Annotated in this window: 19 protein-coding genes; 4 read left to right on the top strand and 15 right to left on the bottom strand. The window is 52.5% G+C overall.

All coding sequences use genetic code 11. The annotated features are described in order from the left end of the window. Nucleotides 1-427: 427 nt before the first annotated feature. From EJE48_RS11400 to EJE48_RS11385, 4 genes are all read left to right on the top strand, one after another. On the top strand, nucleotides 428-1819 hold the full coding sequence (locus tag EJE48_RS11400) for a sodium-dependent transporter (RefSeq protein ID WP_160117371.1): 1392 nt from the start codon (nucleotides 428-430) through the stop codon (nucleotides 1817-1819). 208 nt (nucleotides 1820-2027) lie between these two features. Further along, nucleotides 2028-2309: a spore coat associated protein CotJA gene (locus EJE48_RS11395; RefSeq protein ID WP_118580614.1), complete on the top strand. Its 282-nt coding sequence runs from the start codon at nucleotides 2028-2030 to the stop codon at nucleotides 2307-2309. After that, nucleotides 2306-2590, top strand: coding sequence for a spore coat protein CotJB (locus EJE48_RS11390; protein ID WP_016406971.1), 285 nt, complete (start codon nucleotides 2306-2308; stop codon nucleotides 2588-2590). Before EJE48_RS11395 ends, EJE48_RS11390 begins: the two co-directional genes overlap by 4 nt. Continuing rightward, nucleotides 2591-2839 carry a manganese catalase family protein gene (locus EJE48_RS11385; protein WP_118580617.1) on the top strand — a complete coding sequence of 83 codons (249 nt, stop codon included), beginning with the start codon at nucleotides 2591-2593 and terminating at the stop codon, nucleotides 2837-2839. It begins immediately after the preceding gene. Nucleotides 2840-3325: 486 nt separating this feature from the next. Here EJE48_RS11385 and EJE48_RS11380 read toward each other — a convergent pair whose 3' ends face one another. The 15 genes from EJE48_RS11380 to EJE48_RS11315 all read right to left on the bottom strand — a co-directional run bounded on the left by EJE48_RS11380 (nucleotide 3326) and on the right by EJE48_RS11315 (nucleotide 21250). Then, on the bottom strand, nucleotides 3326-8395 hold the full coding sequence (locus EJE48_RS11380) for a hypothetical protein (RefSeq protein WP_124984581.1): 5070 nt from the start codon (nucleotides 8393-8395) through the stop codon (nucleotides 3326-3328). A gap of 18 nt (nucleotides 8396-8413) precedes the next feature. Further along, nucleotides 8414-10882, bottom strand: coding sequence for a hypothetical protein (locus tag EJE48_RS11375; RefSeq protein ID WP_124984580.1), 2469 nt, complete (start codon nucleotides 10880-10882; stop codon nucleotides 8414-8416). Nucleotides 10883-10967: 85 nt separating this feature from the next. Continuing rightward, complete coding sequence (locus EJE48_RS11370) at nucleotides 10968-12188, bottom strand: stalk domain-containing protein (RefSeq protein WP_160117370.1); 1221 nt, start codon at nucleotides 12186-12188, stop codon at nucleotides 10968-10970. Continuing rightward, nucleotides 12185-12760 (bottom strand): M15 family metallopeptidase, encoded by a 576-nt coding sequence (locus tag EJE48_RS11365; RefSeq protein WP_118580628.1) that lies wholly within the window; start codon nucleotides 12758-12760, stop codon nucleotides 12185-12187. Before EJE48_RS11365 ends, EJE48_RS11370 begins: the two co-directional genes overlap by 4 nt. Next, on the bottom strand, nucleotides 12750-13217 hold the full coding sequence (locus tag EJE48_RS11360) for a phage holin family protein (protein ID WP_118580631.1): 468 nt from the start codon (nucleotides 13215-13217) through the stop codon (nucleotides 12750-12752). Before EJE48_RS11360 ends, EJE48_RS11365 begins: the two co-directional genes overlap by 11 nt. 14 nt (nucleotides 13218-13231) lie before the next feature. Next, nucleotides 13232-13372, bottom strand: coding sequence for a hypothetical protein (locus EJE48_RS12380; protein ID WP_170158626.1), 141 nt, complete (start codon nucleotides 13370-13372; stop codon nucleotides 13232-13234). A 16-nt stretch (nucleotides 13373-13388) separates the two neighbouring features. Continuing rightward, nucleotides 13389-13583: a hypothetical protein gene (locus EJE48_RS11355; protein WP_118580634.1), complete on the bottom strand. Its 195-nt coding sequence runs from the start codon at nucleotides 13581-13583 to the stop codon at nucleotides 13389-13391. Nucleotides 13584-13593: 10 nt separating this feature from the next. Then, nucleotides 13594-14208: a hypothetical protein gene (locus EJE48_RS11350; RefSeq protein ID WP_118580637.1), complete on the bottom strand. Its 615-nt coding sequence runs from the start codon at nucleotides 14206-14208 to the stop codon at nucleotides 13594-13596. Nucleotides 14209-14223: 15 nt separating this feature from the next. After that, nucleotides 14224-15333 carry a hypothetical protein gene (locus EJE48_RS11345; protein ID WP_118580640.1) on the bottom strand — a complete coding sequence of 370 codons (1110 nt, stop codon included), beginning with the start codon at nucleotides 15331-15333 and terminating at the stop codon, nucleotides 14224-14226. Then, nucleotides 15330-16082 carry a hypothetical protein gene (locus EJE48_RS11340; RefSeq protein ID WP_124984578.1) on the bottom strand — a complete coding sequence of 251 codons (753 nt, stop codon included), beginning with the start codon at nucleotides 16080-16082 and terminating at the stop codon, nucleotides 15330-15332. The genes EJE48_RS11345 and EJE48_RS11340 overlap by 4 nt, the downstream gene beginning before the upstream one ends. 10 nt (nucleotides 16083-16092) lie before the next feature. Next, nucleotides 16093-18027, bottom strand: coding sequence for a hypothetical protein (locus tag EJE48_RS11335; RefSeq protein ID WP_118580646.1), 1935 nt, complete (start codon nucleotides 18025-18027; stop codon nucleotides 16093-16095). A 16-nt stretch (nucleotides 18028-18043) separates the two neighbouring features. Continuing rightward, nucleotides 18044-18688 (bottom strand): phage adaptor protein, encoded by a 645-nt coding sequence (locus EJE48_RS11330; RefSeq protein ID WP_118580649.1) that lies wholly within the window; start codon nucleotides 18686-18688, stop codon nucleotides 18044-18046. 50 nt (nucleotides 18689-18738) lie between these two features. Next, entirely contained in the window at nucleotides 18739-19758 is a 1020-nt protein-coding gene (locus tag EJE48_RS11325) for a phage major capsid protein (protein WP_160117369.1), read from the bottom strand. A 201-nt stretch (nucleotides 19759-19959) separates the two neighbouring features. Then, entirely contained in the window at nucleotides 19960-20322 is a 363-nt protein-coding gene (locus EJE48_RS11320) for a hypothetical protein (protein WP_118580655.1), read from the bottom strand. Between the two features lie 16 nt (nucleotides 20323-20338). Then, a complete protein-coding gene (locus EJE48_RS11315) occupies nucleotides 20339-21250 on the bottom strand; it encodes a hypothetical protein (protein ID WP_148095980.1) in 912 nt (303 codons plus the stop codon). Nucleotides 21251-21318 lie beyond the last annotated feature (68 nt).

Genomic DNA, 21318 nt, shown 5'->3' with positions numbered 1-21318 from the left:
AGGACGAAGGCTCCCCCTTCGTCCTCTTTTTTTGCCCATAATTTAGCATTTTTATAGGTGAAACGCCATTATGTATACTGTCCTTTTATTCATACTATACAATCACATTTCATTTTTGCCATTGACATTAAGAGAAACACGCCTAAATCTTAACGGTTTTTTTATGGAAATTTACATGATTTTCCGCTATTCTAGCCTTAGGATAAATTTGTAAGATATTGGAACTGCATACATTTTCTTCTTTATCAGGAAAGATTCCCTATCAGACATCATACAACTTAGAAGAGGGACTGAGAAAAGGATGTCTGGAAAGAAGGCCATTATATGTATCCATTATGCGTTTTATGTCGTTTCAGTATTCTTGCATCTCATCCAGCGAAACAATAGGGCTTCAAATCTATCGTTTATCTGTAAAGGAGGAATACTTATGTCTACATCAGCTGAAAATCGTGGTCAATTTGGTTCGAAGCTAGGCTTCATCCTATCTGCAGCAGGCTCTGCTGTAGGTCTGGGCAACATCTGGAAATTCCCCGGTAAGGCTTATTTCTGCGGCGGTGGTGCCTTCTTGATTATCTATCTGATTATCGTTGCTCTGGTTGGTACAACCGTTATGATGGCAGAATTTACGGTTGGACGTAAAACACACAAAAATGCAGTTGGCGCTATGCGTGAATTAAACGCAAAATGGTCCTGGGTTGGCGGCCTTGGCGTTCTGACAGGCTTCATCATCCTTTGCTACTACTGTCAGGTTGGCGGCTGGGCGATGAAATATATCGTTGCCTACATAGTAGATGTAAAAACCATCTGGGCTGACCCTACAGCTTACTTCCTGAATAATCTGCTGGGCGCAGACGGCACATTCCCTTTGCAGGGCGCTGTCATCTTCCCCTTCATCTTCTTGTTCTTAACGGCATATATCATCAGCCACGGCACAGCCGGTATCGAAAAGATGTCTAAGCTTCTGATGCCCCTGCTGTTCATCATGCTGATCGCTCTGATGATTCGTTCCTGTACCCTTCCCGGTGCAGATGATGGTCTGAAATACATGCTGAATGTTGATTTCTCCACTATCAACGGCGTTGCAATCCTGACCGCTCTGGGGCAGGCATTCTTCTCCCTCTCCCTTGGCATGGGCGTTATGATGACATACGCTTCCTACCTCTCCAATGAAGATAACCTGATTTCCAACACGGCTATCGTTTGTACATTGGACACTCTGGTTGCTCTGTTTGCAGGCTTCATGATTATCCCCGCTGTATTTGCGACAGGTATTGCTCCCGGTATGGGCGGCGGCTTTGGGTTTGCTACACTGGCAGGCGTATTCATGGCTATTCCCGGCGGCCAGCTGATTGGTACCGTATTCTATTTCCTGCTGTTCTTCGCTGCAATCACTTCTTCCACCTCCATTCTGGAAGGTACGATTGCTTTCCTGGTAGAAGAAAAGGGATTCGAACGAAAGAAAGCACTGCTCGGTGCATCCATCGTTATCTTTATCATTGGTGTTATGTATACACTTTCTCAGGCATACATGAACCTGAAGGGTATCTGGATCTCCGGCGACGGTATCAGCTATCCTATCTTTGGTGACTTCCTGGAATACCTGACAGACAGACTGCTGCTGCCTCTGGGTGCATTCTTTACAACTGTATTCGTTGGCTGGATTTGGGGTACAGACAATTCCGTAGAGGAAGCTACCTCCTATGGCAAGTTCAAATTCACCCTTGCACCTGTATACAAATTCATCGTTAAAATCCTTGACCCTATCGCAATCGGTGCTATCATCATTGCAGGTCTTGTATTCGGTATGTCTATTTCCTAATAGAACTCAAAAAAATGAAAATCGGCTGAGGCGGAAGCTCTCCCTTCCTTGCTTCCCCTCTCCGTCATTTAGATTATTACGCGGCAATGACAGAGGACTCGAAAGAGCCCTTTGTCATTGCCATTTTTCTTTTTCGGAAATCCCTTCGCACCATAATCGACTTTTTCCATAGTATAAATATTGTAAATGCCAAAAGGAGGAAACACGCATGAGAGAAATGTGCAGAAACTTCGCCTGTAATCAGCATTGCAGACAAAACAACACAGAGACCGCTTCCGCCACGCTGACACCGGCTACCATGATAGGAAATTGCAACGCCTGCGTGCTGGAGCAAATTGGGCCGGCGCAGGCTATGGTGCCCTTCCAGCCCTATGAAGCACCGATGGAGGCTGAGCAAAGCCTTATCTGCGGCACGGTCTTTGCCGATCTGGCTATCCCCTATTGCTCCGGCTGGAATCTTTATCGTTTCGGAAGGGGGGCAGAGGTATGAATCAGGAGGAATTATTGAAATCCTTGATGGAGCTTGACTTTATTGCTGTAGACTTGGGGCTTTTTCTGAATACGCACCCCGATGACAGCGATGCCATTGCAGCATACAATCAGGTCATCACTGCCGCTGACACGGTTCGTATGAAATACGAGGAGACATTTGGGCCTCTTTGCTCCTTCCGCAGCTATGCCGCCAATACACAGGCTTGGCAGTGGATGGAAAATCCATGGCCTTGGCAGAACGATGCCAATTTTTCTCTGGCAGGAAAGGAGTGTAAATAAATGTGGATTTATGAAAAGAAATTGGAATTTCCTGTGAAGATTACAAAACCCGATGCGAGACTTGCGAAAATCATGATTGAACAATATGGGGGTGCAGATGGCGAGCTGGGTGCATCCCTGCGGTATCTCAGCCAGAAATTTACGATGGTAACGCCCGAGGCAAAAGCAACGCTGAATGACATTGCTACAGAGGAATACGAGTGTCACATCTATCAACTATCCCCTTCATACAGCAGAATCACAAACTAAAAGCCCCATCCTTGATGGGGCTTTTAGTTTTCATTTTCCCCATGAAAAATTGCAACTACACTTCGCATTTTCTCCCCAACTTATCACAAATCAGCTTTTTCTGATAACTTCCCCAAAAAAATAAGGAGTAGCGCATCAGATGCACCACTCCCTGCAAAACCTTTCGGTTTTCAATCTCTCGCCCCGCAATGCCGCATCGGGGCATATTCAGCTTATCAGTTTAAAGGAGATAGGATTTCTTCGCAGCTGCCGGAATCGAACCGACGCACTCGCTTGTGCCCATTCTCTATGCTGCGTTAGTGCCGGGTTGCCCCGGCAAGGGGAAAAAATGCTGCTCTACAGCTTAATGAGAAAGAAACCTGACAACTTTCTGTCTCGGCACTGCTATTATAGCATGTCTTGCAGAAGGGGGTGTAAAGAAAAACCCCCTTTTCTGCAAATTTTCTTTTCATTTTGTTGCGGTCAACAAAATGGTGGTATAGAAAATTACCCCTTGTATTTCTTCGGGTGCATCCCCCAGAAAATAAACTGCTCTTTGATTACACTTTGCTCCTGCCAGCTAAAGCCTTCCTCCTGCAACCATTGTCTCATTCTGGCTTCTGCATCCTTATAGTCATATATCTGCCCATATTTCATTCTGATTTTCAGATAATCATTCATCCCAATGCCGGCCTCTCGCAACGCTCGAATCCTGCTCTGTTCTTTTTCCTTGCTTTTATCCTGCACAAATTTTTCCATGTAGATGTATTCCTTCTCATCGTCCGAAATCTTCGCATCCTGCAAAGCAGCCTTTTTGGCCGCATTGTCCTTATAGTCCGCTGCTCGCATCAGGTAGTCCGCAACCTCGCCCATGCTGTTTGTCCATTTGAAGTAGTCCAGAATTTCCTTGTCCTTCTGCTTGTCACTCAGAATACTTCTGTAAAGGATTGCCTTCTGATCCGCGCTCAGTGGTGCGCTGCGAATCGCTCTGCGCTTGTCTCTCCCCTTGTCCTCTCGGTTCATTTTGTTAATGCTTTCAAAGGCTGTGGTGTTCTTTGCCCCTGCCTGCCGCAGCTTTTCATAGGTTTCCGTACTTTTTTCGCTCAATGTCCGGTTCTTCTCCATGTGCGCCTGTGCCTCCGGCACTGCCCATTTCCCGAAAAGTGCCGCCTGCGCCCAGTTCGTTTTCTTGTCTTGGTCAACCGCAAACTGTAGCTTTTCCCCCTTGTTCGTCTGGGTGTAGCTGCCGCCCTCTCGCATCAGATCTAAACCCTTCACAGTTTTTCTTACCTGTCCGCCTGCAATCGGCATCCCCAGATACCAAAGCGGCTTTTCCAATTCCTGCTTAATGGTCTGCCGCGCCTTTTCCTTTGTGTCATCGCCGCTTGCCGCATCCCCGAAAGCTCCTGCAATCGTTGTCACACTCGGAAGTGCCGACTGCACAGGAATACGTCCCCCGTCAAAGAGTAACCCGCCGACAAAGGGCATATTTCCGCCAATATCTCCCAGCACATTTTCCAGTGCCTCGGAAGGCTTTTTCTGCTCTACGCGCTCCGTCAGCTGCACACCGTTTCCTTTTGCCGCATCCTCCAGAATATCCAGCGTATTGCGTACCTGTGTCCCCGTCAGGTCGCCGATTGCCTGATTGGCTGTGCTGAATGGGTCTAATGCGGAACGTCTCCCCGTCAGCTTTTCGTAAACATCATTGTAGATGTAAGCCCCGATAATAAGCCCACCGTATGCCTTCATCATTTTTGCAACGCTGCCCTGTGCCTCCTTCGGGATATCCTTCATCAGATAGCTGATCTGGTTGTTCACCTCAAGCTGAAACATCGTCAGCGGTTTCAGGGTCTTGCTGGAAAACATCGTAGGCATCGCGCCCTTGCTTCTCCCTGCAAAAAGTCCTCTTGCAAAATCGTCAGCATTTTGGATTGCCGCCGTTTCCTCCATGCCTTTTTTTAGATTGTCATAATAACGGCTGCGCCAGACTGCCTGCGTGGTGAATTTGTCCGCCGCCTCCATCCATTGCAAAGGGTTCCAGTTCCCGCCTGCCTCGCTGATTTTCTGCATGGTGCTTTTGTAAAGCTGCTCCGAACCCTCTCTTGTCGCAAGAAAGGTGCTTTTTTTCGTCAGCTCGTCCATCTCTCCCTTTGTCATATTTATAAGGGATTCCTTTAGTCCGCGCAGATTGCTGCCAATGCTCATGTTGCTCATGCCCTGCGTGATGGGGATGAAATTTGTCAGTGCGGATCCGATATTTCCGGCTACCATGTTTCCGGCAACTCTGTTTTCTATCGCGTTTACTGCCTTGTAAACCTTTCTGCCGAATACCTCCGTTTCCAGAATACGGTCAACCTTGTGCTTCTTTCCGGCAAGCAGGTCTGTGTATGCACGGATGTTGCTTACATAGTTCTGCAAGCTGTGATTCTGCACCCCTTCGTAAATTTCATCAATCCGCTTTTCTTTCTCCGCAGCAGTCAAGTCCATGTTATTCTTCACCGCATCAACCCTTGCCCGGATGCCCTCATCCGAAAGCGTATATCTCATGTAGTCCTCATAGGAGCGCAGCCGCTTAATATCATCCGTATGGTAGATGACATCCGAAATGTTGTCAATGTATTGGTCGAAGGCACGCAGCGCATCGTAGTCCGTTTCTGTTCCGGTTCTCGTCAGCAGGTTTCCTGCCCATTTCTTCCCCGGGCGGAAGGTTTCCGTTCTTCCGGCAATGTCCATCGGCAGCTCCTTGGAGGAAAAATCAAAGCCCAGCTTTTTTGCCATCGCCTCTACCACGTTGTTCGGGTCATCAAAATTCATGTGAGGGAAGTACCCTTCAATATACCCAACAGGCTCATATCCGTTGCGAATCAGTGCCTCATTGATTTTCGGGTGGATTTCCTTGTAGATTTCCGTAAATTCTGCAATCCCGTTGTCAATCCGCTGCAGCTGCTCCCTGCTCAGGCTCCTTTCGATGTGCTCAATCTGTCTGCGCAGCTCCTGCTCGTTTGCAATTTCCTCTACTGTCGCTCTGCCCTTTTTGCGCTCCATCTGCCGCAGCTGGTATCTGTTTTCTCCCAGCCACTGCACCAGGGCACTCTCGCTTGTTTTCACATTTTCACCGTTCGGCAGCTTGATGGGAATATTATTCTTTGTGCTGATGTCCGTCTGTTTCAGCCTGTCGATAAATGCATTCTTGAAAAGCGTCCTGTCTCTCTCATTTGCATGAATCGGGTCAAATAAGGTCTGCTTTAACCGCCCTGCCTGCTCCTTCGTCGGGGCAATCATGTCAAGGATTCTTTCCTGTGTTTCACGCATCAGCCGTAAAGGGGAAAGGTCGCGCCAGCCCTTTTTCCCTTCGCTCTGAATGGGAATATCCCCCATAATGTCAGAAAAATCCCCGTCAAATCTGCTGTTTGCCTGCTTTTTATATTCCCGAATCATCTGATTTGTGGCATAAAGCGGCTTCTCCGCATTGTAAACCTCAATCAGGTCGTCACCGTTCAGCCCTGCATATTTTTTTGCCGTTTCTGCATCCAGTTCCCCCCGATGCAGCTTGTCCAGAAGTGCCTTGTCCCCCTCTGTCAGGTTTTTTCTGCTGCGCACCTTGTCTGCGGCTTTTTTGTATTGATACCTCTGGTTATATAGTTCCTTCATTTCCTTGGTTGACATTTTGTTATAGTCCACCTGCAAAGGGATTCCCTCCTGCATCAGCTTTCTTTTCTGCACTGCCGCCCTGTCATTGGTGTAAGCGGTCAGCTTCTGCAGCTCCGTCTGCAGCCTGTCCATGGCAGAATCAAATTCCGCTTTCAATCCATCCCTTGCGCCGCTGTCAATGGTTTCCGCCAAGGGGATCTCTCTGTAGGTCATCTCATCCGCAACCTCTTTGATTTTCAAAAGCTGCTCCGCAGGGTTCGTAATTTCATCAGAAAATAGCTGCGGCCACTTTTCATGCAGCTCCATCCACACGGAATCAATGTTTCCTTTTTCTCCTACGCCTACACTGCGGATTTTCCCAAATGTCCCCTTTCGCCACTGCTTGAAATCGGGGATGTTGCTTGCATCCTGTCTGGAAATTTTCAGCGTTAGCCCTTTCAAGTGGTTTTTCAAGTCCTTGTCAATATCCGCCCTGTTGCTGATGTGTCCCCTGTCAAAGAGTTCATTGAAAATTCTTTCTCTGGTCTGCTCGCTGATTTTTCCTGTTCTGCCTTCCAGAACTGCGGTCTGCAGCAGCTTCTTTGTTTCCTCTGTTTCTCCCTTTCCGGAAAGAGAAAGAATTTTCTTCATTTCCTTTACTGCTCCTGTCTGAATCTTTTTCTCTGTATCCTTTACCCTTTGCGTGCGGATGCCAAGCATATCTTCCAGTTCCTGCATGCGTCCTGTAATCTTCTTCACTTCCGCATCAAACTGTTGGCTGTCACCGCTGTATTTCTCGCTGATTTCGCGCAGCTTTTCCCCCATGTAGTCGGGGTTGTTCCAGTTTTCATATTCCTGTCGGATTTTCTCCGGAATTTCATCCGCAGAAAGAAGTTTCTTCTCGGATAGCCCCGTATTCTTGACACCCTCTGCCGTCTTTGGTACAGTATTAGCAGAGAATTGTGCAGTTGCGTTTTCAGGCGTAACGGAGGGGCTTGTTACATCTCCGGGCAGCACGTTCTCTTTTTTTATTTTTTCTCCTGCCTTGCCGATTCCCTTTTTCTGCAACGCCTTCTCCCGCCGCATCGCAAGTCTTGGCTCCAGCACCTGTCCTGCCTTCTTCGCCCCGGCTCCCAGTGCCGCAAGCCCCACGTTAAACGCTGCATCCATTGCCTCCTGCTTTCCAACATCCTTCGCAATCTCCTTGCGGCTTTTTCCGTCTGCCATCCCGGCCGCAATCGTCATCGGCGTGTTCACCATTGTGTCCGCCGCCTGCTGTCCCAGAAGCCCTGCCGCCACTCTCGCCGCCTTCGCGTTTTTCGGGTTCAGCAGAATTTTCGCCGCCGCCTTCTGTGCAATGTCCGGTGCTGTGCTTGCCGTCATCCTCCTGCCAAGCGCGCCCATGCCCTTCAATGCCGCTTCCTCCGCCGCCTTGCCGATGGTCATGTAGCCTGCGCCTGCCTTCGCAAATTCTCCGGTCAGCCTGCCTGCCGCCGCCATGCCCTTGTGGTTGCTCTGCGTCTGCTTGAAAAGCTCCTGCATCGCCTCGTTCTGCTTCGTCAAAGCATCATTCCCGATTAGCTTTACCGCCGCATCCTTGCTGTTGCCGCCCATGCCTTCCAATAGTCCTGCCGTAAAGGCTGCACCGGGCAGTTTTTTCTGCAGCTCTGCCTGCTTCTGTGCCCCCCTCCGGTATGCCGCAAGGTCTGTGCTTTTGTTCTTGCGCAAATCCTGCCCGATGCTCTGCATCTCTTTTCTGATTGCCCTGCTCTTTTTGTGCTTTTCCAGCAGATTCTTCACTGCGTCTTTCGCTCCGGTGTCTCGCACCACCTCCACAGGCTGCCCCCCGGAACGCAAAGAGGCGGCGGATTTCTCCGCCTGCCCCATCTTTTTTAATTCCTTTTTCGCATCATATTTTTTCAGTTCCTCTAAGGATAACCAAGCCATTCGCCGCACCTCCGCCTGTTATTTCATCGTTTTCAGGAAAGCATTGTAGGTAGCCTCGTTGATTGTTCCGTTTTTCAGCATATTTTGAATTGCAGTGTTTACAAGCGGATTGCTCTTTGTCCCGTAGTAATTCACAAGGTTCTGCAATTTCATCAAGCCTGCTGCACTGACATCCGTTGTCCCTTTCCCTGTTCCGCTACTACTGCTACCGCCGTTTCCGCCGCCCTTGCCGCTGTTGCCTTTGCCGCCTTTACTGCTTCTTGTCCCTCCGCCGCTCCCTCGTGTCACACTGCTGTTCACCTTAGCGATGTTCGCCCTTGTCAGCATTGCATCCAGTGCAAGCTGCTCCAGCTCCGCATCCTGCATCCGCTTCAAATAGCTAACGTCATAGCCCATTGCCGCCAGCTTTTTGTAGTCGCCCATCTGCAAGGCAAGGTCAATCTGCTGCTGCCGCAGTGTGTCCGCATATTGTTTGCTTGCCAGATTCTCCTGATAGGTCTGGCTGTTCAGGCTGTCGCTGTATTCCCGCAGTCCCTGCTTGTAGTTCGCCGCCCACTGGTTCCAGCTGTTTCGGTTCGCCGCCTCGCTCTGCCATGCGTTCATCGCCTGCTGCGTTGCGTCCGCATAATAGCCGCTGATGTCGCTGTCCGCCTGTGTCCGCGCCTGCAATGCCTGCAAAGCATAGTCTCTTAATGCCTGCTGCCTTGCCTGCTCGTTGCTTGCAAGGCTGTTTTCATAGTTCGCCGCAAGCGCAAGGTTCGCGCTCTCGCTGCTGCCTCCGCTGATGCCCAGTGCCGCCAGCTGCTGCGGCAGTGCGTTTTCGTTTTGCCGCTTCAGGATGTATGCCTGCCTTGCCAGCTCGTCATAATTGCCGTTTGCCTTCTCCTGCTCCGTCCGGTTCTGCGCCAGTGCGGCGGAAAGCAGTGCCTTCCTCTGCTCCGCAAGGCTCTCTGCCATCTCGTTGTAGCCGCCGAAAAGCTCCTCCTTCGTCATGCCGTTGTATTCGGGCAAGGGCTCTCTCTCTCCGAAAAGATTGTCATAATTGCTGTAAATTTGGTTGGTGTAGCCCTTGTTCGTCCCGTTCGCGTTCAGCCAGTTCAGCTTGTTCTGCCGCTCCTTCTCCAGCTGCACCATCTCCTGCGTGTTGCTTGCGTTCTTCATCGCCGCCGCATAGTCCTTGTTCGGGTCGAAGTAGCCGAATTGCCCGTAAATAGAATTCGCCGCCGCGTCCTGTCCTGTGCCGTAGCCTGCCGCTGCCAGTGGCGTGCCGCTTGCCGCCATGCCGCTGTTTCCGCCGCCGGATGCTGTTTTCAGAGCCGTTCCGTTCGGCGCAGTGTAAAGCCCGATGCCGTTGTTCCCCTCCGTAATGCCGCCGCCGTATTTCGCCAGCAGCTCCGCATTGGAAAGCTTCACGTCATTCGGGTCGGAAAGCCGGAAGGCAAAGGTGTTGTTTTCCTTTCCTGCTAATTTCTCGTTCACTCTCTGCATCTCCTTTGCAACCCGTGCATCGTGTCCGGCAATGTCCCCTCCGGTGTATCGGTTCACAAAATTGCCGTCCTTGTCATAGGTCGTTTGTGTAAAGGTACCCCTGTTGTATTGGTCTACAATCTTGTTCCCCAGCTCGTCACCGCGCACCACCAAATCTCGTACCCAGCCGATGTCGTTCTCGCCTAAGCCGTAGCCGTTGCTGTGCGCTAAGGGATAATATCTGTAGTTGTCCCTCAGCTTCTCTGCCGCGCTGTGCGCCGCTGTCATGCCGCCTTGGTCGCCTGCCGCCTTCGCTTCGTTGTATTTCTGCTGATAGCTTTTTAAAAGCCCCTGGTCGGGAAGGCTCATGCTCCCGTCCCCGTTGTAGGTTCCCTCGCCGCTCTCCGCCTTCTGGTGGGCGTATTGTCTTGTAATGTAAGCCTGTAGGGCTGCCCGCTGCGCCGCGTCCGTGCTCCCGAAGGAGGTCGGCGCGGTCGGGTTTTCCGCCTCTGCCGCCGCCTCTGTCTGGGTCTGCGTGGTCGCTGTCGGCTGTATTGCCGCCTTGTTCGTGTTGTTCAGTGCCGCCTCCGTGCTGCGGTATTGCCCCTGCGGTGCGCTTGCCTGCGGCATCCCGCCGTAAATGTCGTTTGTGTAGCCCTTCGTGTTCGTTCCGCTCGCGTTCATCCAATTCAGTTTGTTCTGTCGCTCCGCAATCAGCTGCGCCTGCTTCACGGGGTTCTTCTCGTTCCGGATGGCTGCCGCATAGTCCAGATTTTTGTCAAAATAGCCGCCGCTGCTATTTCCCTTTCCGTCTCCGCCGGAGGAAGAGTTTCCCTTTCCGGAAGAGCTATAAGAGCCGCCGTAAATGCTGTTGGTGTAGCCCTTTTTGTTCGTCCCCGCGGCGTTCATGGCATCAATCTTGTTCTGTCTCTCTGCCTTTAGCTGCTCCTTCTTTGCAGGGTTTTTTTCCGACTTGATGGCTGCCGCGTAGTCCTTTTTCGGGTTATAATAGCCTGCCAAGATCTCACCTCCTTATTTTTTGCACGAAAAAAGCGACTTTGCAAAGCCTGCATTGTCGCTTTTCCTTATGCCGCTGTTATTTATGTCAGTTTTTCAAAATCGTAATCTTTCTCCTCTTTCCGTCCCAGAGCACCGCATGCCCCATCGTCTCTGCAATGAAGCGCAGGGGCACAAGCGTCCGCCCCGTTCTCTCGTCAAGGATGGGTGCCTGCTCCATCAGCCGCTTGCCGCCGTCCACCAGTGCCGTCTGGCTGCCAATCGCAAGCTCAATGTCGTGCGCCCTGCTGCGGATGATAATGCGGCGGCTCTTTGCCAGCCATTCCACCCTGCATCCAAGGCTCTCGCCCACAAAGCGCAGGGGCACCAAGGTTCGCCCCGTCTTTTCGTCTACAATGGGCGGCTGGTCAAGGGAAATCTCCTTCCCGTCGTCAAATGCCTTGTCCTTCCCGATGAAAAGCTCCACCGCCGTCCCCTGCAAATCCTCCCTTGCAAGGTCAATCGCGGTATACATGTCCATCACAAACCCCATCCCTAGGTCCTTCGTGCGGTAGGTGATGTATTCGTAGGGAATCCAGAAAAAGCCATGGTCTGCGTAGTCCTCGCCCCAGCTGTTCTGGCATTCCAGAAAGCCCTTGTAGTGTCTGCCGTGAATCGTCCGCTCCTTCGTGTCGTCATAGCCGATAATCAGCACGGCATGCCCCCCGATCAGAAATGTCCCTAAAGGCAGTCCGATACATCCTTCTGTGGGCGAATAGATTTCCTCCGAACAGGTCATCCCTAAAAGCACGGGATTCTGATTGGCCAGAGCGCGCTTCACTTCCTCAAGCGTGTCCACCCTCGCATAGTTTTTGCAGTAGTATTTCGGAAGGTGCGCCTCCTCCTCCGCCGATACTGCCATCGGGGGAAAGGTCAGCTTGCCTGTTTTCTTGAAACTCTCTTGGTCGTAGCTTGCAAAGGGGTAAAATACCTCGTCAAACACCCCATCACTGCATAATGCCTTGCAAACGTCTAAAAGCGTGCTGCCCTCTGTGAAGGCAATGCCGTCTCTCGCCTTCACCGCTCTGGCAAGCCCCAGAGGGGAAAAGTTGTATTTCCGCTCGCCCCAGTCCTGCGTTTCCTGCAAATTTTTCAGCGCAGTCCCTGCAAAGCTGTGGCAAAAGCCGCTCTTGCCCTGTCTGCGAATCGGTCCGCAGCTCTGCCGCAGGCTCACCCTCGTCGGCAGCTCTCCCCCTGCGCATACGATTCTGCCGTAATGCCAGTCCCTCTCGTCTCTGGGGCTTTTCAGTAATGTTAAAGGTTCGTTCATTTCCTTCCCTCCCTTGCTTTTAAAAGCCTGTCTGTCAGTGCCATTGTCCGCAGCATGTCCTCGCTCAGGTGCAGTCGGTGCGGATCTGCAAAGCATCCTCTTGTAAGCATCTCCTGCACCAGTTCCCTTGCCCAGCTCGGCACCTCTGCAAGCGTTTCGTATCGCTTTTCCATCTCTGTCTCCCTCTTTTCCTTCCAGTCGCTCGTTACCTCAAAATGGGAACGGTCGGGCGTGTCCCATCTGCCGCCCCATGTAATTCCCAGCCGCGCCGCAATCCTTCCGCATCTGTCGAAAAATGCCGCATCGGCGTATTCCTGCCCCTTTACGTTCTTGCAGATATCCCACGCCAGCCGTCCGGTGTGGCGGCTTTTTCTCGTCCATGTCACAATCGTGCCGGCTCTCGTCCTGCCCTGTGCGTAAAGGTAGTCCTGCCGCTCCTGCGTGCGGTAGGTCTCCGTAATCAAAACGGGCAGTCCCTCCTTTTCGCATTCTCTGAGAAACGCCCTGCACGCCGCCTGCGCCGCAGGCAAAAGCGCGCCGATGTCTCTGCATGCCTTCGTCTCATTTGCCATCGTCCTCGCCCCCGATGCTTGCCGCAGCGTCAATCCGCTCCGCTGCAATCTTCAGTCCCTTAATCAGCATAGGCGGCACGTTTACGCCCATTTCCACCAAGTTCTCTAAAATGCTTCTGATTTCGTTTACCAGATAGTTCGCCAGCACAAACCACCCGATAAACTGCATAAATCCAAGCCCTACGCCGATGGTCTCGCCCATCTGCGCAAAGGAATAGCCGATGTAAAAGGCGATGGCGATTACCACCCAGTACCAGACCTTCTTCATCGCGCCGATCGCGCCTACCTTGCTGCAGCTTTCCCCCTTCATGCGGCTTTTTGCCCAGCCTGTCAGCCAGTCGATGAGGTTGAACGCCAGAAAGCCGGCAAAGAGAAACCAGTATTTCCCCAATGCCGCCGCCATCGCCGCCAAAAGCGCGCCGCCAATCATGTTTACCTTGCAAAATGCACCTGTCATGCGCCTGTCTCCCTTCATCCCATCATGCCGACCAGTTCCTGATACTGCTCCTCTGTGATGCGGTTTGCCATCAGGAATACATCCAGCTTGTTCAGCATATCCTCTTTTTCGTATGCGCCTCTTTCAATCAGCTTTTTCAGTCTTGCGTATGTCATAATGCAATCTCTCCTTTCAAATCTCCAATTCCTTCATGCAGACCAAATAGTCTACATTGATTGCCGTCTCCAAAATCGCCTGCTCCTGCTCCGTCAGCGTCTCCGGCACAGGCTCCGGCTCCTTCGGCGGCTCTCCCCTTAAAAATCGTACCGTAGCACCGTTTTTATAGTGCCGCTCCACGCTGCCTGCGTGCGCTTCTTCCTTCTGCATCCGCTCCACCTCATTTCTCGTCTAATTGATAGGCAATGTCCACGCTCCCACGGCACTGCCGCCCCTCCGGCAATGTCTCCGATGGATTCGCAAAAAGAAAAGCCATCTGTATCTCCAAAGAACGTTGAAAAGGAAGGTATCCGATAAACGGAATCACATTCATGTAACCATCCTTCCGGTCGGTTGCGGAACTGCTGAAACCCTTTCCTTCCGTAATCTTTTCCGCCAGAATATTGACCCAACTGTTTCCTACCTGCAAATTTCCGAAAAGATCCCGCTGGTAGATCGTATTTCTCCCTTCCAAGCTCGGCAAAAGGTAGGTAAAGTCCGTTGCAAGCAGATGTCCAACCATGCCATAATTAGTACTGGCTACAGCCATCCGCACATCGGCAAATATCTCTCCGTCTATCAGAATACGCATATCCCAAGCACCTTCGCCAATATTCGCACCTGAAGAATTGTATGGAATACACCCAAACAAATCCGCCTGCAGCAGCTTTCCCGTTCCGCTGATTACCGCCATGGTATGCCATTTGTTCGGCGTGAGGGTAACCTCCCCCGTGCGCACTGTCTCAAAGCCGCCTGCGGCATTGCCCTCCTGCAATTCCTTCAAAAATCCTTTCATGCTCCTTCACCCCCTTTATTTCACAGTAAATTTCTGCACTGCCAGCCAACCATCGCCATTTTCGGTAAATGTGGACGGTGCCATCGTGATGGCGTTCACGTTCGTGCTTGTTACGCTGCCCGGCTGTCTTGTGCCCGTCTTGTTCTGTGCAATCGCCGTCCCGTTGTATGTCACATCCACGCTCGCGCCGCCTGAGTTGTAATAACCGCACGCACACGCCAAAAAGGCATTGGGTGCTGCGGAAGTGGTTGCCCATTTGTTCGCATCCGCAACACTATCCTGTCCGCCCAGCTGTGCTGTGCCAAAAAGTGCAGTTGCGTTCGTCAGTGTGTTATAAATGCGCTTGATCAGCGTATCCGAAGCATTCACCGCCTTCAGGAATTGCAGCATATTTGCAGTATTCTTGTATGCCTGTGCAATCGCCTTCAGCGCAACACCGGAGGCAGCAACTGCGGTCATGGCTGTGCTGCTCGCAGCAACTGCGGTCATGGCTGTGCTGCTCGCAGCAACTGCGGTCATGGCTGTCGAATCTGCCGCCATTCCGGCGCAGCCGGAATAGCCTGCAGATTCGAGGTTTGCAAAGCCAACCACCAGTTTCGCAATCGCCATGTCGTTCTCCTTGATGTAGCTGTTGTAGTAGGGCGAAGCCTGCACTGCGTCTCTCGCAATCCGGCTTCTGCCGATGGCATCCATCGCCCCCCTGTTGTTTGCGACCCTCTGCATGGCTGTCTGGCTGTTTGCAATCCGCTGCATGGCTGTTTCGCTGTTTGCGATGGCGTGCATCAAAAGCGCATTGTCTGCAATCGCCCCCATGGCTGTGCCGTTTGCCGCAATCGCCGCCATGGTTGCAAGCCCCTCCAGTGCCGCCGCGTCCATCCCGTAAACCAGAAGCATCCATTTCCCTGTGTGCTCTGCGGAAAATGTCGTCAGCATTTCCTCCAATGCCTCTGCGTGCATGTCCCTGTCGTTTGCCGCCGCACGGCTCATGCAGAGCTTCTTCCAGATTCCCTTGTCCTGAAAGGTGTAGCTTTCCTCCCCGAAAAGCTTGTACTGCGCCAGCCAGTGTGCCGGCAGAATCTCCTGCTCCAGCGTGTCCTGCCGCGCAATAAAAATCGGTTCGCTCATGCCTTCTCCTCCTTCCTGTAATATAAGCCGCCGCCCGAAACCCCAAGCCGGTATTTCTCCCCGGTCACATCGTCAATGATGTATGCCGCATCCGCCGCGACCTTTGCCATTTCCTTTCGCAGGGCCGCCGCTGTCGTGTCTATCTCCCCGAAGATGTCCGCCTGCCTGTTCTGTGGGTCGTAGATCCGCGCCTGCATGTCTGCCGCCCCAATCGCAACCACCCTGTCCAGAACAAATCGCACCGTAGCCGGCTGATATTCGCCCCTCGGCTCGTAAGGCTCCGTGTTGTCCTTCGTCAGCACGTTTGCCCCGTTCCAGTTGTCAATGTCCGTCTTCGTCAGCCCGTCCAAAAGTGACTTGTTCGCATGCTCGTGCAGTGCCGCAAAGGCTGCCGCAAGCTGCTTCGCCGCCTCATCCGTAAAGTTGTTGTCCGTCAGCACCTTGTAAAGCGTCTCGCTCCCGGTTCGCTTCTCCCTGTCCTGCTTTTTGTCAAGGGCGGTCTGCATCGCGGCGGAAATCGGCTTGTCGCTGTCCTTCGTCATGTCAATCATCCCCAGCTGCGCCGCCATGAAAAGCACAAAGCGGTTGAAGGCAGGAATGATGATGTCCTTGGAAAGCTCATCAAAAACCGCCTTCGCCTCGTCCTCCGGCTTCTCCATGGGGTTTGTCTGGGCGGAAACGCCCTTCCCGTTCAGCGCGCTGTCCAAAATGACGTATGCCGCCGCATCCTCTCTTTTCGTATCTGCCATAATAACCCCCTTATCCTTTATAATTTCCATTCTCTGTGTATTCCATGGCTAAAGAATAAATCCCGAATGGCTCGTTCAGCTGCTCGTTGCGCAAACTGAATGCAACCTTGTCCACCTTCTTGATTTTTATCTTGCCGCCAATCGTTCTTGGCGTGTCGTCTGTCGAAAAATTGATTCTCTCCCAGTTGATGTGCGTAAAATCGAAGTACATCGCCCGCGCGCCGCTGTCGAAAATCTCACTCCAGACCCCCTTCACCTGTGCAAATACCTTCGCCCCCGTTGCAATCGCAGGCGCAAGCACAAAGTCAAGCCGGCGGAAGTTTTTGTTCTTGTAGAAAAGCTTTCCGGAAAGCTCTGCCGTGTCCCATCTGGCAGAAATCGCCCTGCCGTTGTCGTTGTAGCTTTTCTGGTTCGTCACATCGTCAAAAAATCGGAAGAGGTTTCCCTCTGCATCCCCAAAGCAAAGCCGCCCCTCCTTGTCCTCCCAGAAAACCCTTGCCGGCACATTCTCCCAAACATAGCATTCGTATTGAAAGCTGCTGTAGGGGTTGTCCCTCTCGTAGCTTTTCTGTAAGCCGTCCAGAAGGTAAACCCTGCCCCCTCCGGTGCTGATGAGGTAAAAATCACGCCAGATATATGCGTACGCATCCGCAAGTCCCTTTTCCGCCGTCAGCGCATTGTCAATGTAGTAGCTTCTGGATTGGCTGTATTTCTCCCCCGTCAAGTCCGCCGCCGTAATTGCCATAATGCCGATGTCCGTCAGGAATAAAGGCTCGCTCCCAAGGTATCCGAAGGTGTGGCTGCCTAAAGCCCCTCTGCCCGTCAGCGTCCCGATGATGGGGAAGGTCGCGTCCTTCTCGCCCATTTCCCCCTTGCGCAGGATGACGTTTCGCCCCTCCTCTGCGTCGCTCTTGTGCGCCGCAAGCCTGTCGTTGATGATGCTGTAGCCAACAATCGCGCTGCCGTCCTGCCCCAGCGTGCTGTACCAGAGGTCGCCCCAGAAAAACCCGTCCGCCATCTTGCAGTACCAGTCTCGGTTCGGAAAGTCCGGGTTGCCGGAAAGAAACATCCTGTCCATTGCCCCGTTCACGCCAAAAAGCGAAATGATTTTGCATTTGTTGATTTTGTCCGCATATCCCTTTCTCGTCTTTGCCGCTGTGATTTCCACGTTGTCATATCCCACCACAGGGCTTGCCCCCGGCGCGGTCGTAAAGGTCACAGTTCCCTTCTTTCTGTCCACCGTGAAATCTGTGCCTTCCTTCTTCTCTGTCCATTCGCCTTCCTTCGTCATGATGCGCACCGTAACCTTGTCTGCATCCAAATCCTTCGCCGTCAGCTGGTAAACCTTCGCCGTCCCGTCAGAAAGAAAGCTTTCCTTCCATTTTCGCCCGATGAGGTTTAGTGGCTCTAAGGTTGTGCCGCCGCCTGTCGGCTTTCGGCTGATAATCACTGTCGGGATGTATGCCGCATCCTCTAAGGGTTTCACCATGAACGCCTTTGGCTTTTCCTCCTTGTCCGTCTCTGTCTCGGCTGCGGCTGTTTCCTCTGTTTCAAATTCGCCGTAGCAAAGTGCCTTTTTCCCGTCAAAAATGAATAGCTTGCCGTAGAACTGCCGCCCCACGCTTCTCTCGTCCGCCATGGCGGTGTAAATCGCCTTCCCCTCCAGATAAAGGCTGTCTCCTGCATGAATTAGAACCTTCTCCTCGTTCTTCTCTGCGCTTCTGAGAATGTGAACCCCGTTGATGCGCTTGCCGGAAAATTGTGCAATCCGTTCATAGCCCTGCCGCTTGCGCACCTTCCCCGGCACATCTCGCATCATGTTCGGCGCGTTGGGGCTTCGGGTAATCTCCACATTGCTGGGGCTGCTGTTGAGGTCAACCCCCTTGAAGGTCTCAATCTTCACCACATTTCGGGCAGGCGAGGAAGGTACACTGAATCTCCCCATATCCTATGCCCCCTCCCTAATAGTAATTTTTTACACTCGTCCAGCCGCCGCTGCCGGCGTTCCTGCCGTCTGCCTTTCGTCCGCTTTCCGCAAGCCGCTCCATCCATTCAAAGAATTCGTTCATGTAAATCTGTGCAATGCTGATGTCGTCATGCTTGTATAGCTGCCCTGCCATGTAGTGCGCCACATAATGCGCCGCCTCCTCGTGCAGGTCAATGGGAAAGTCTGCCGCCGTTTCCGCCGTAATCCGCGTGGGGTATGCGTTGTACCAAATGCGGAACGTCCCTTCGTCCTCTGCCGGCAGCAGCAGCACATGGTCACCCTCCATCAAATAGCCTGAATAGGTGCCGTACTCTGTGCCGCTTGCCCGCTTGATTTTGTCAATGCAGTAAAAGCCCTCCGCCAGCTGCCGCAGGTCGTAGGCAAGAAAACCGCCCAAAGGCTCTCCCTCTGTGGCGGTCTCTCCCTCTCCCTGTGTGATTGTCAGCAGCTTCTTCCAGTATCTCCCGTTCGTTGCCAAAAGCATCAGGGCTTCATTGGCGGCGGCAGGCATACCGTAAAGGTATGCCGCGTTGTTGCTGTCCTTCGTCAGAGCCACCCCGTCCAAGCTGTCCATCTTCCGCAGGCACGTTTCCTGTAATTCCTTCCAAGTAATGCTCATTCGCCCGTGCCTCCTTCCTCTGTTCCACAAGTCAAAATCCTGATTTTGACTTAGGCGTTCAGTGCCGTCAGGTCTGTGCCTCCGGTTAAACCTTCGCCACAGAGTGCCGCACCTCTCCAGTTGTTGAAGCCTGCCGCAAATCTGCTTCTGCCCTTGAATACATTGGCATCTGTGTTGTGGTCAATGTAGCTGTCCACCTTCAGCTTGATTCTGTCCAGCCAAGGCATGCATTCGTACTGCTGCATGTAGTCGCTGTCCATCAGAATGAAGTAAGGCTCGCCGCCGATGGTCTTAGGCAGTTCCGCCCACACCAGCACGTTCCACAAGCCGCACTGGAAGTTCCAAGCGTTGTTGTTGTTTCTGGGGTCAAGCTCACTGCCGACCGCCGCCAGAACCGCTCTTTTCAAGGGGCCGCTGTTGGGAATAATGATGGTGTCGGGCTTCACGTTCAAAAGGTTCCCCTTGTCATCCTTGAAGTCCTGCATTGCCTCCTGCACCGCGTCCAGTGTCAGCACGCTGAATGCCCCTTTGAACAGGTTGCTCTGCTTCAGCGAAACGCCGTCCACCTTGCTGGGGTGCTCCTTGAAGAAGAAGGGCTTGCCGTCCGCACAGGTAATGCTGTATTCCTTTTTGCCCCATTTCATTTTTGCATTGTGTCCGTTGGAAAGCAGTGCTGCGCCGAACTGCTCTCTCGTTCTGCCGTAGCTTGTGGTAAAACGCTTCGCCGCATTGCTGATATCGCCGATTTTGTTGTCCTCCATCATTTCCGCAGTGATGGAAAAGCCCAGCTTCCATGTGCTGGGTTCAATCACCTTGCAGAAGCCCTCCTGAAAGCTGTCCTGTGGTGTCGCGCCGTTCTCGCCCACATCCTGAAAGTTGCCAAGAGAGGTCATGGTTGCATATTTCTCCGCAAAGTTCTTTGTCTTGTCCATGTAGAAAATCTTGCTCAGCAAGCTGGTTTCCTCAAAACTTTCTACGCCGGCCGTAATCATGCTTTTAATAGGCTCCTGACTCTTGCCGAAAACGCTGTCGTTCAGGCCGCTCGCCTGAGAAAAAATAATTCCGCTCATGTAGTTCACTCCTTTTTTTTGCAATAAAAAAGCAGTCATCCTCTGACTGCATCCGTTATGTTTAATTTAGCGGCTCAGCCGCTTACTGTCGGTAGGTTTTCCTCGTTGCACTTCGGAAACCACTATATTTCGCCGTCCATTCCTCGCCTCACCCAACCTGTCGGTCAGACGTTCGCTCGTCATAACCGGACGGCTCAACCGTTACCTGAAATAGCCGCAAGCTGTTCCGTTTGCTTCGTCCACATCTGTGATAGTAAATACGCCGCTTGTCGTGGTCGCTGTCACGCTCAGCCCTGCCGTCCCCAGCGTCACCGCTGTCCCTGCCGTAGGCTTTGCGTCATAGGGCACTTCAAATCTTGTGGTCGCAAGCACAGGCATCACCGGAACCACGTTTCCGTCCCCGGGGCCCATGCAAATGTGTGTAGGCTTCGCCGTTGCCGCGCATTTTGTCACCTTGTCCGTATAGGTCAGTGCCTCGCCCAGGGCGTAGACCTCGCCGCTTTTCGCAGGCAAAAACTCAAAAGGCTCTACACAGCTGTTCTGTCTGTCTTTTACTTTAAACATGTTCTCTCACTCCTTTTCATTCCGTTGCTTTTTGATTTTTCCAATACATTTCCGCAATTTCCTCATGCGTTGCATTGGGGAAATATTTTTCGTACTCCGCCGCAATCTCTGCCGGCACATCTCCCTTTGCGTTGCTTCCCTTCGTCTGGCGCAGGTGTCCCTTGCTGTTCATTTCATTCATGGCAGCCTGCTTTGCCGCTGCGCTCTGCTTCTTGCTGATTTCCCTTCTGTGCGTTGCCGCGTAGGCATCCGCAAGCGTAATGCCGGGTGCGTTTGCCCACATCTGCAGGGCGCGTCTGCCTGCTTCTGTCTCGTTCAGCTGCTGGGGGCTTTCCAGTCCGCAGTCCGGAAACTCCTTCTTCATCGCTTCAAATTCCTTCGCCATAAAGTCGTTCGCCGCCTGCTGCTCCTGCTGGTGGATCACCTGCTGTGCCTGCTGCATGGCAGGGTGGTTCTGAATGTAGCTGTCCAAAACCTCCTTGGAAACGCCCATTTCCTCCAGCTGCTGTCTCTGCTCCTCTGCCGCAAATGCACTGCGGTAAGCAGTCAGGTCTGCCTCTGTCAAAATCGGCTTGTTTGTGTAGGGGTTCAAAATCCCCTCAAACTGCCTTGCAATGCTCGCATCCACACGCTTTTGCGTTTCCGCCTCAATGCGTGCCAAAAGCTCAGGGCTGAACCCCTCGTCATCGTCCGCAGGCTCTCCGCCCTCGCCGCCTGCATTGTCGGTCAGTTTTCCTTGCTCCGCTTCGGAAACCGCTAACACGTTGCCCTCATTCGTCGCCTCACCCAACCTTCGGTCAGACGTTCGCTCCTCATGGTCGAGGCCAACGTCCGCTACTATGCCTTCCGTGCCTTCCTCTCCCTCTGTCGCGCCTTCTTCGCCTTCCAAGAAGTCCTCGCCCCAGAAATCTTCGTCATATCCTGCCATTCTGCTTTCCTCCTTTTCGCCGTCTACGGGGTGCAGGGGTGTCCCCGCATCCATTCCGCAGGCGGAAT

The organism is Anaerotignum faecicola (assembly GCF_003865035.1).
GTDB lineage: Bacteria > Bacillota > Clostridia > Lachnospirales > Anaerotignaceae > Anaerotignum_A > Anaerotignum_A faecicola.
This window is presented reverse-complemented; position numbering and strand designations above follow the sequence as displayed.

Excerpts from the sequence above, each read along its gene's own strand:
- EJE48_RS11400 (WP_160117371.1), top strand. The coding sequence starts at position 428 with ATGTCTACATCAGCTGAAAATCGTGGTCAATTTGGTTCGAAGCTAGGC.
- EJE48_RS11395 (WP_118580614.1), top strand. The coding sequence starts at position 2,028 with ATGAGAGAAATGTGCAGAAACTTCGCCTGTAATCAGCATTGCAGACAA.
- EJE48_RS11390 (WP_016406971.1), top strand. The coding sequence starts at position 2,306 with ATGAATCAGGAGGAATTATTGAAATCCTTGATGGAGCTTGACTTTATT.
- EJE48_RS11385 (WP_118580617.1), top strand. The coding sequence starts at position 2,591 with ATGTGGATTTATGAAAAGAAATTGGAATTTCCTGTGAAGATTACAAAA.
- EJE48_RS11380 (WP_124984581.1), bottom strand. The coding sequence starts at position 8,395 with ATGGCTTGGTTATCCTTAGAGGAACTGAAAAAATATGATGCGAAAAAG.
- EJE48_RS11370 (WP_160117370.1), bottom strand. The coding sequence starts at position 12,188 with ATGAACGAACCTTTAACATTACTGAAAAGCCCCAGAGACGAGAGGGAC.
- EJE48_RS11365 (WP_118580628.1), bottom strand. The coding sequence starts at position 12,760 with ATGGCAAATGAGACGAAGGCATGCAGAGACATCGGCGCGCTTTTGCCT.
- EJE48_RS11360 (WP_118580631.1), bottom strand. The coding sequence starts at position 13,217 with ATGACAGGTGCATTTTGCAAGGTAAACATGATTGGCGGCGCGCTTTTG.
- EJE48_RS12380 (WP_170158626.1), bottom strand. The coding sequence starts at position 13,372 with ATGACATACGCAAGACTGAAAAAGCTGATTGAAAGAGGCGCATACGAA.
- EJE48_RS11355 (WP_118580634.1), bottom strand. The coding sequence starts at position 13,583 with ATGCAGAAGGAAGAAGCGCACGCAGGCAGCGTGGAGCGGCACTATAAA.
- EJE48_RS11350 (WP_118580637.1), bottom strand. The coding sequence starts at position 14,208 with ATGAAAGGATTTTTGAAGGAATTGCAGGAGGGCAATGCCGCAGGCGGC.
- EJE48_RS11345 (WP_118580640.1), bottom strand. The coding sequence starts at position 15,333 with ATGAGCGAACCGATTTTTATTGCGCGGCAGGACACGCTGGAGCAGGAG.
- EJE48_RS11340 (WP_124984578.1), bottom strand. The coding sequence starts at position 16,082 with ATGGCAGATACGAAAAGAGAGGATGCGGCGGCATACGTCATTTTGGAC.
- EJE48_RS11335 (WP_118580646.1), bottom strand. The coding sequence starts at position 18,027 with ATGGGGAGATTCAGTGTACCTTCCTCGCCTGCCCGAAATGTGGTGAAG.
- EJE48_RS11330 (WP_118580649.1), bottom strand. The coding sequence starts at position 18,688 with ATGAGCATTACTTGGAAGGAATTACAGGAAACGTGCCTGCGGAAGATG.
- EJE48_RS11325 (WP_160117369.1), bottom strand. The coding sequence starts at position 19,758 with ATGAGCGGAATTATTTTTTCTCAGGCGAGCGGCCTGAACGACAGCGTT.
- EJE48_RS11320 (WP_118580655.1), bottom strand. The coding sequence starts at position 20,322 with ATGTTTAAAGTAAAAGACAGACAGAACAGCTGTGTAGAGCCTTTTGAG.
- EJE48_RS11315 (WP_148095980.1), bottom strand. The coding sequence starts at position 21,250 with ATGGCAGGATATGACGAAGATTTCTGGGGCGAGGACTTCTTGGAAGGC.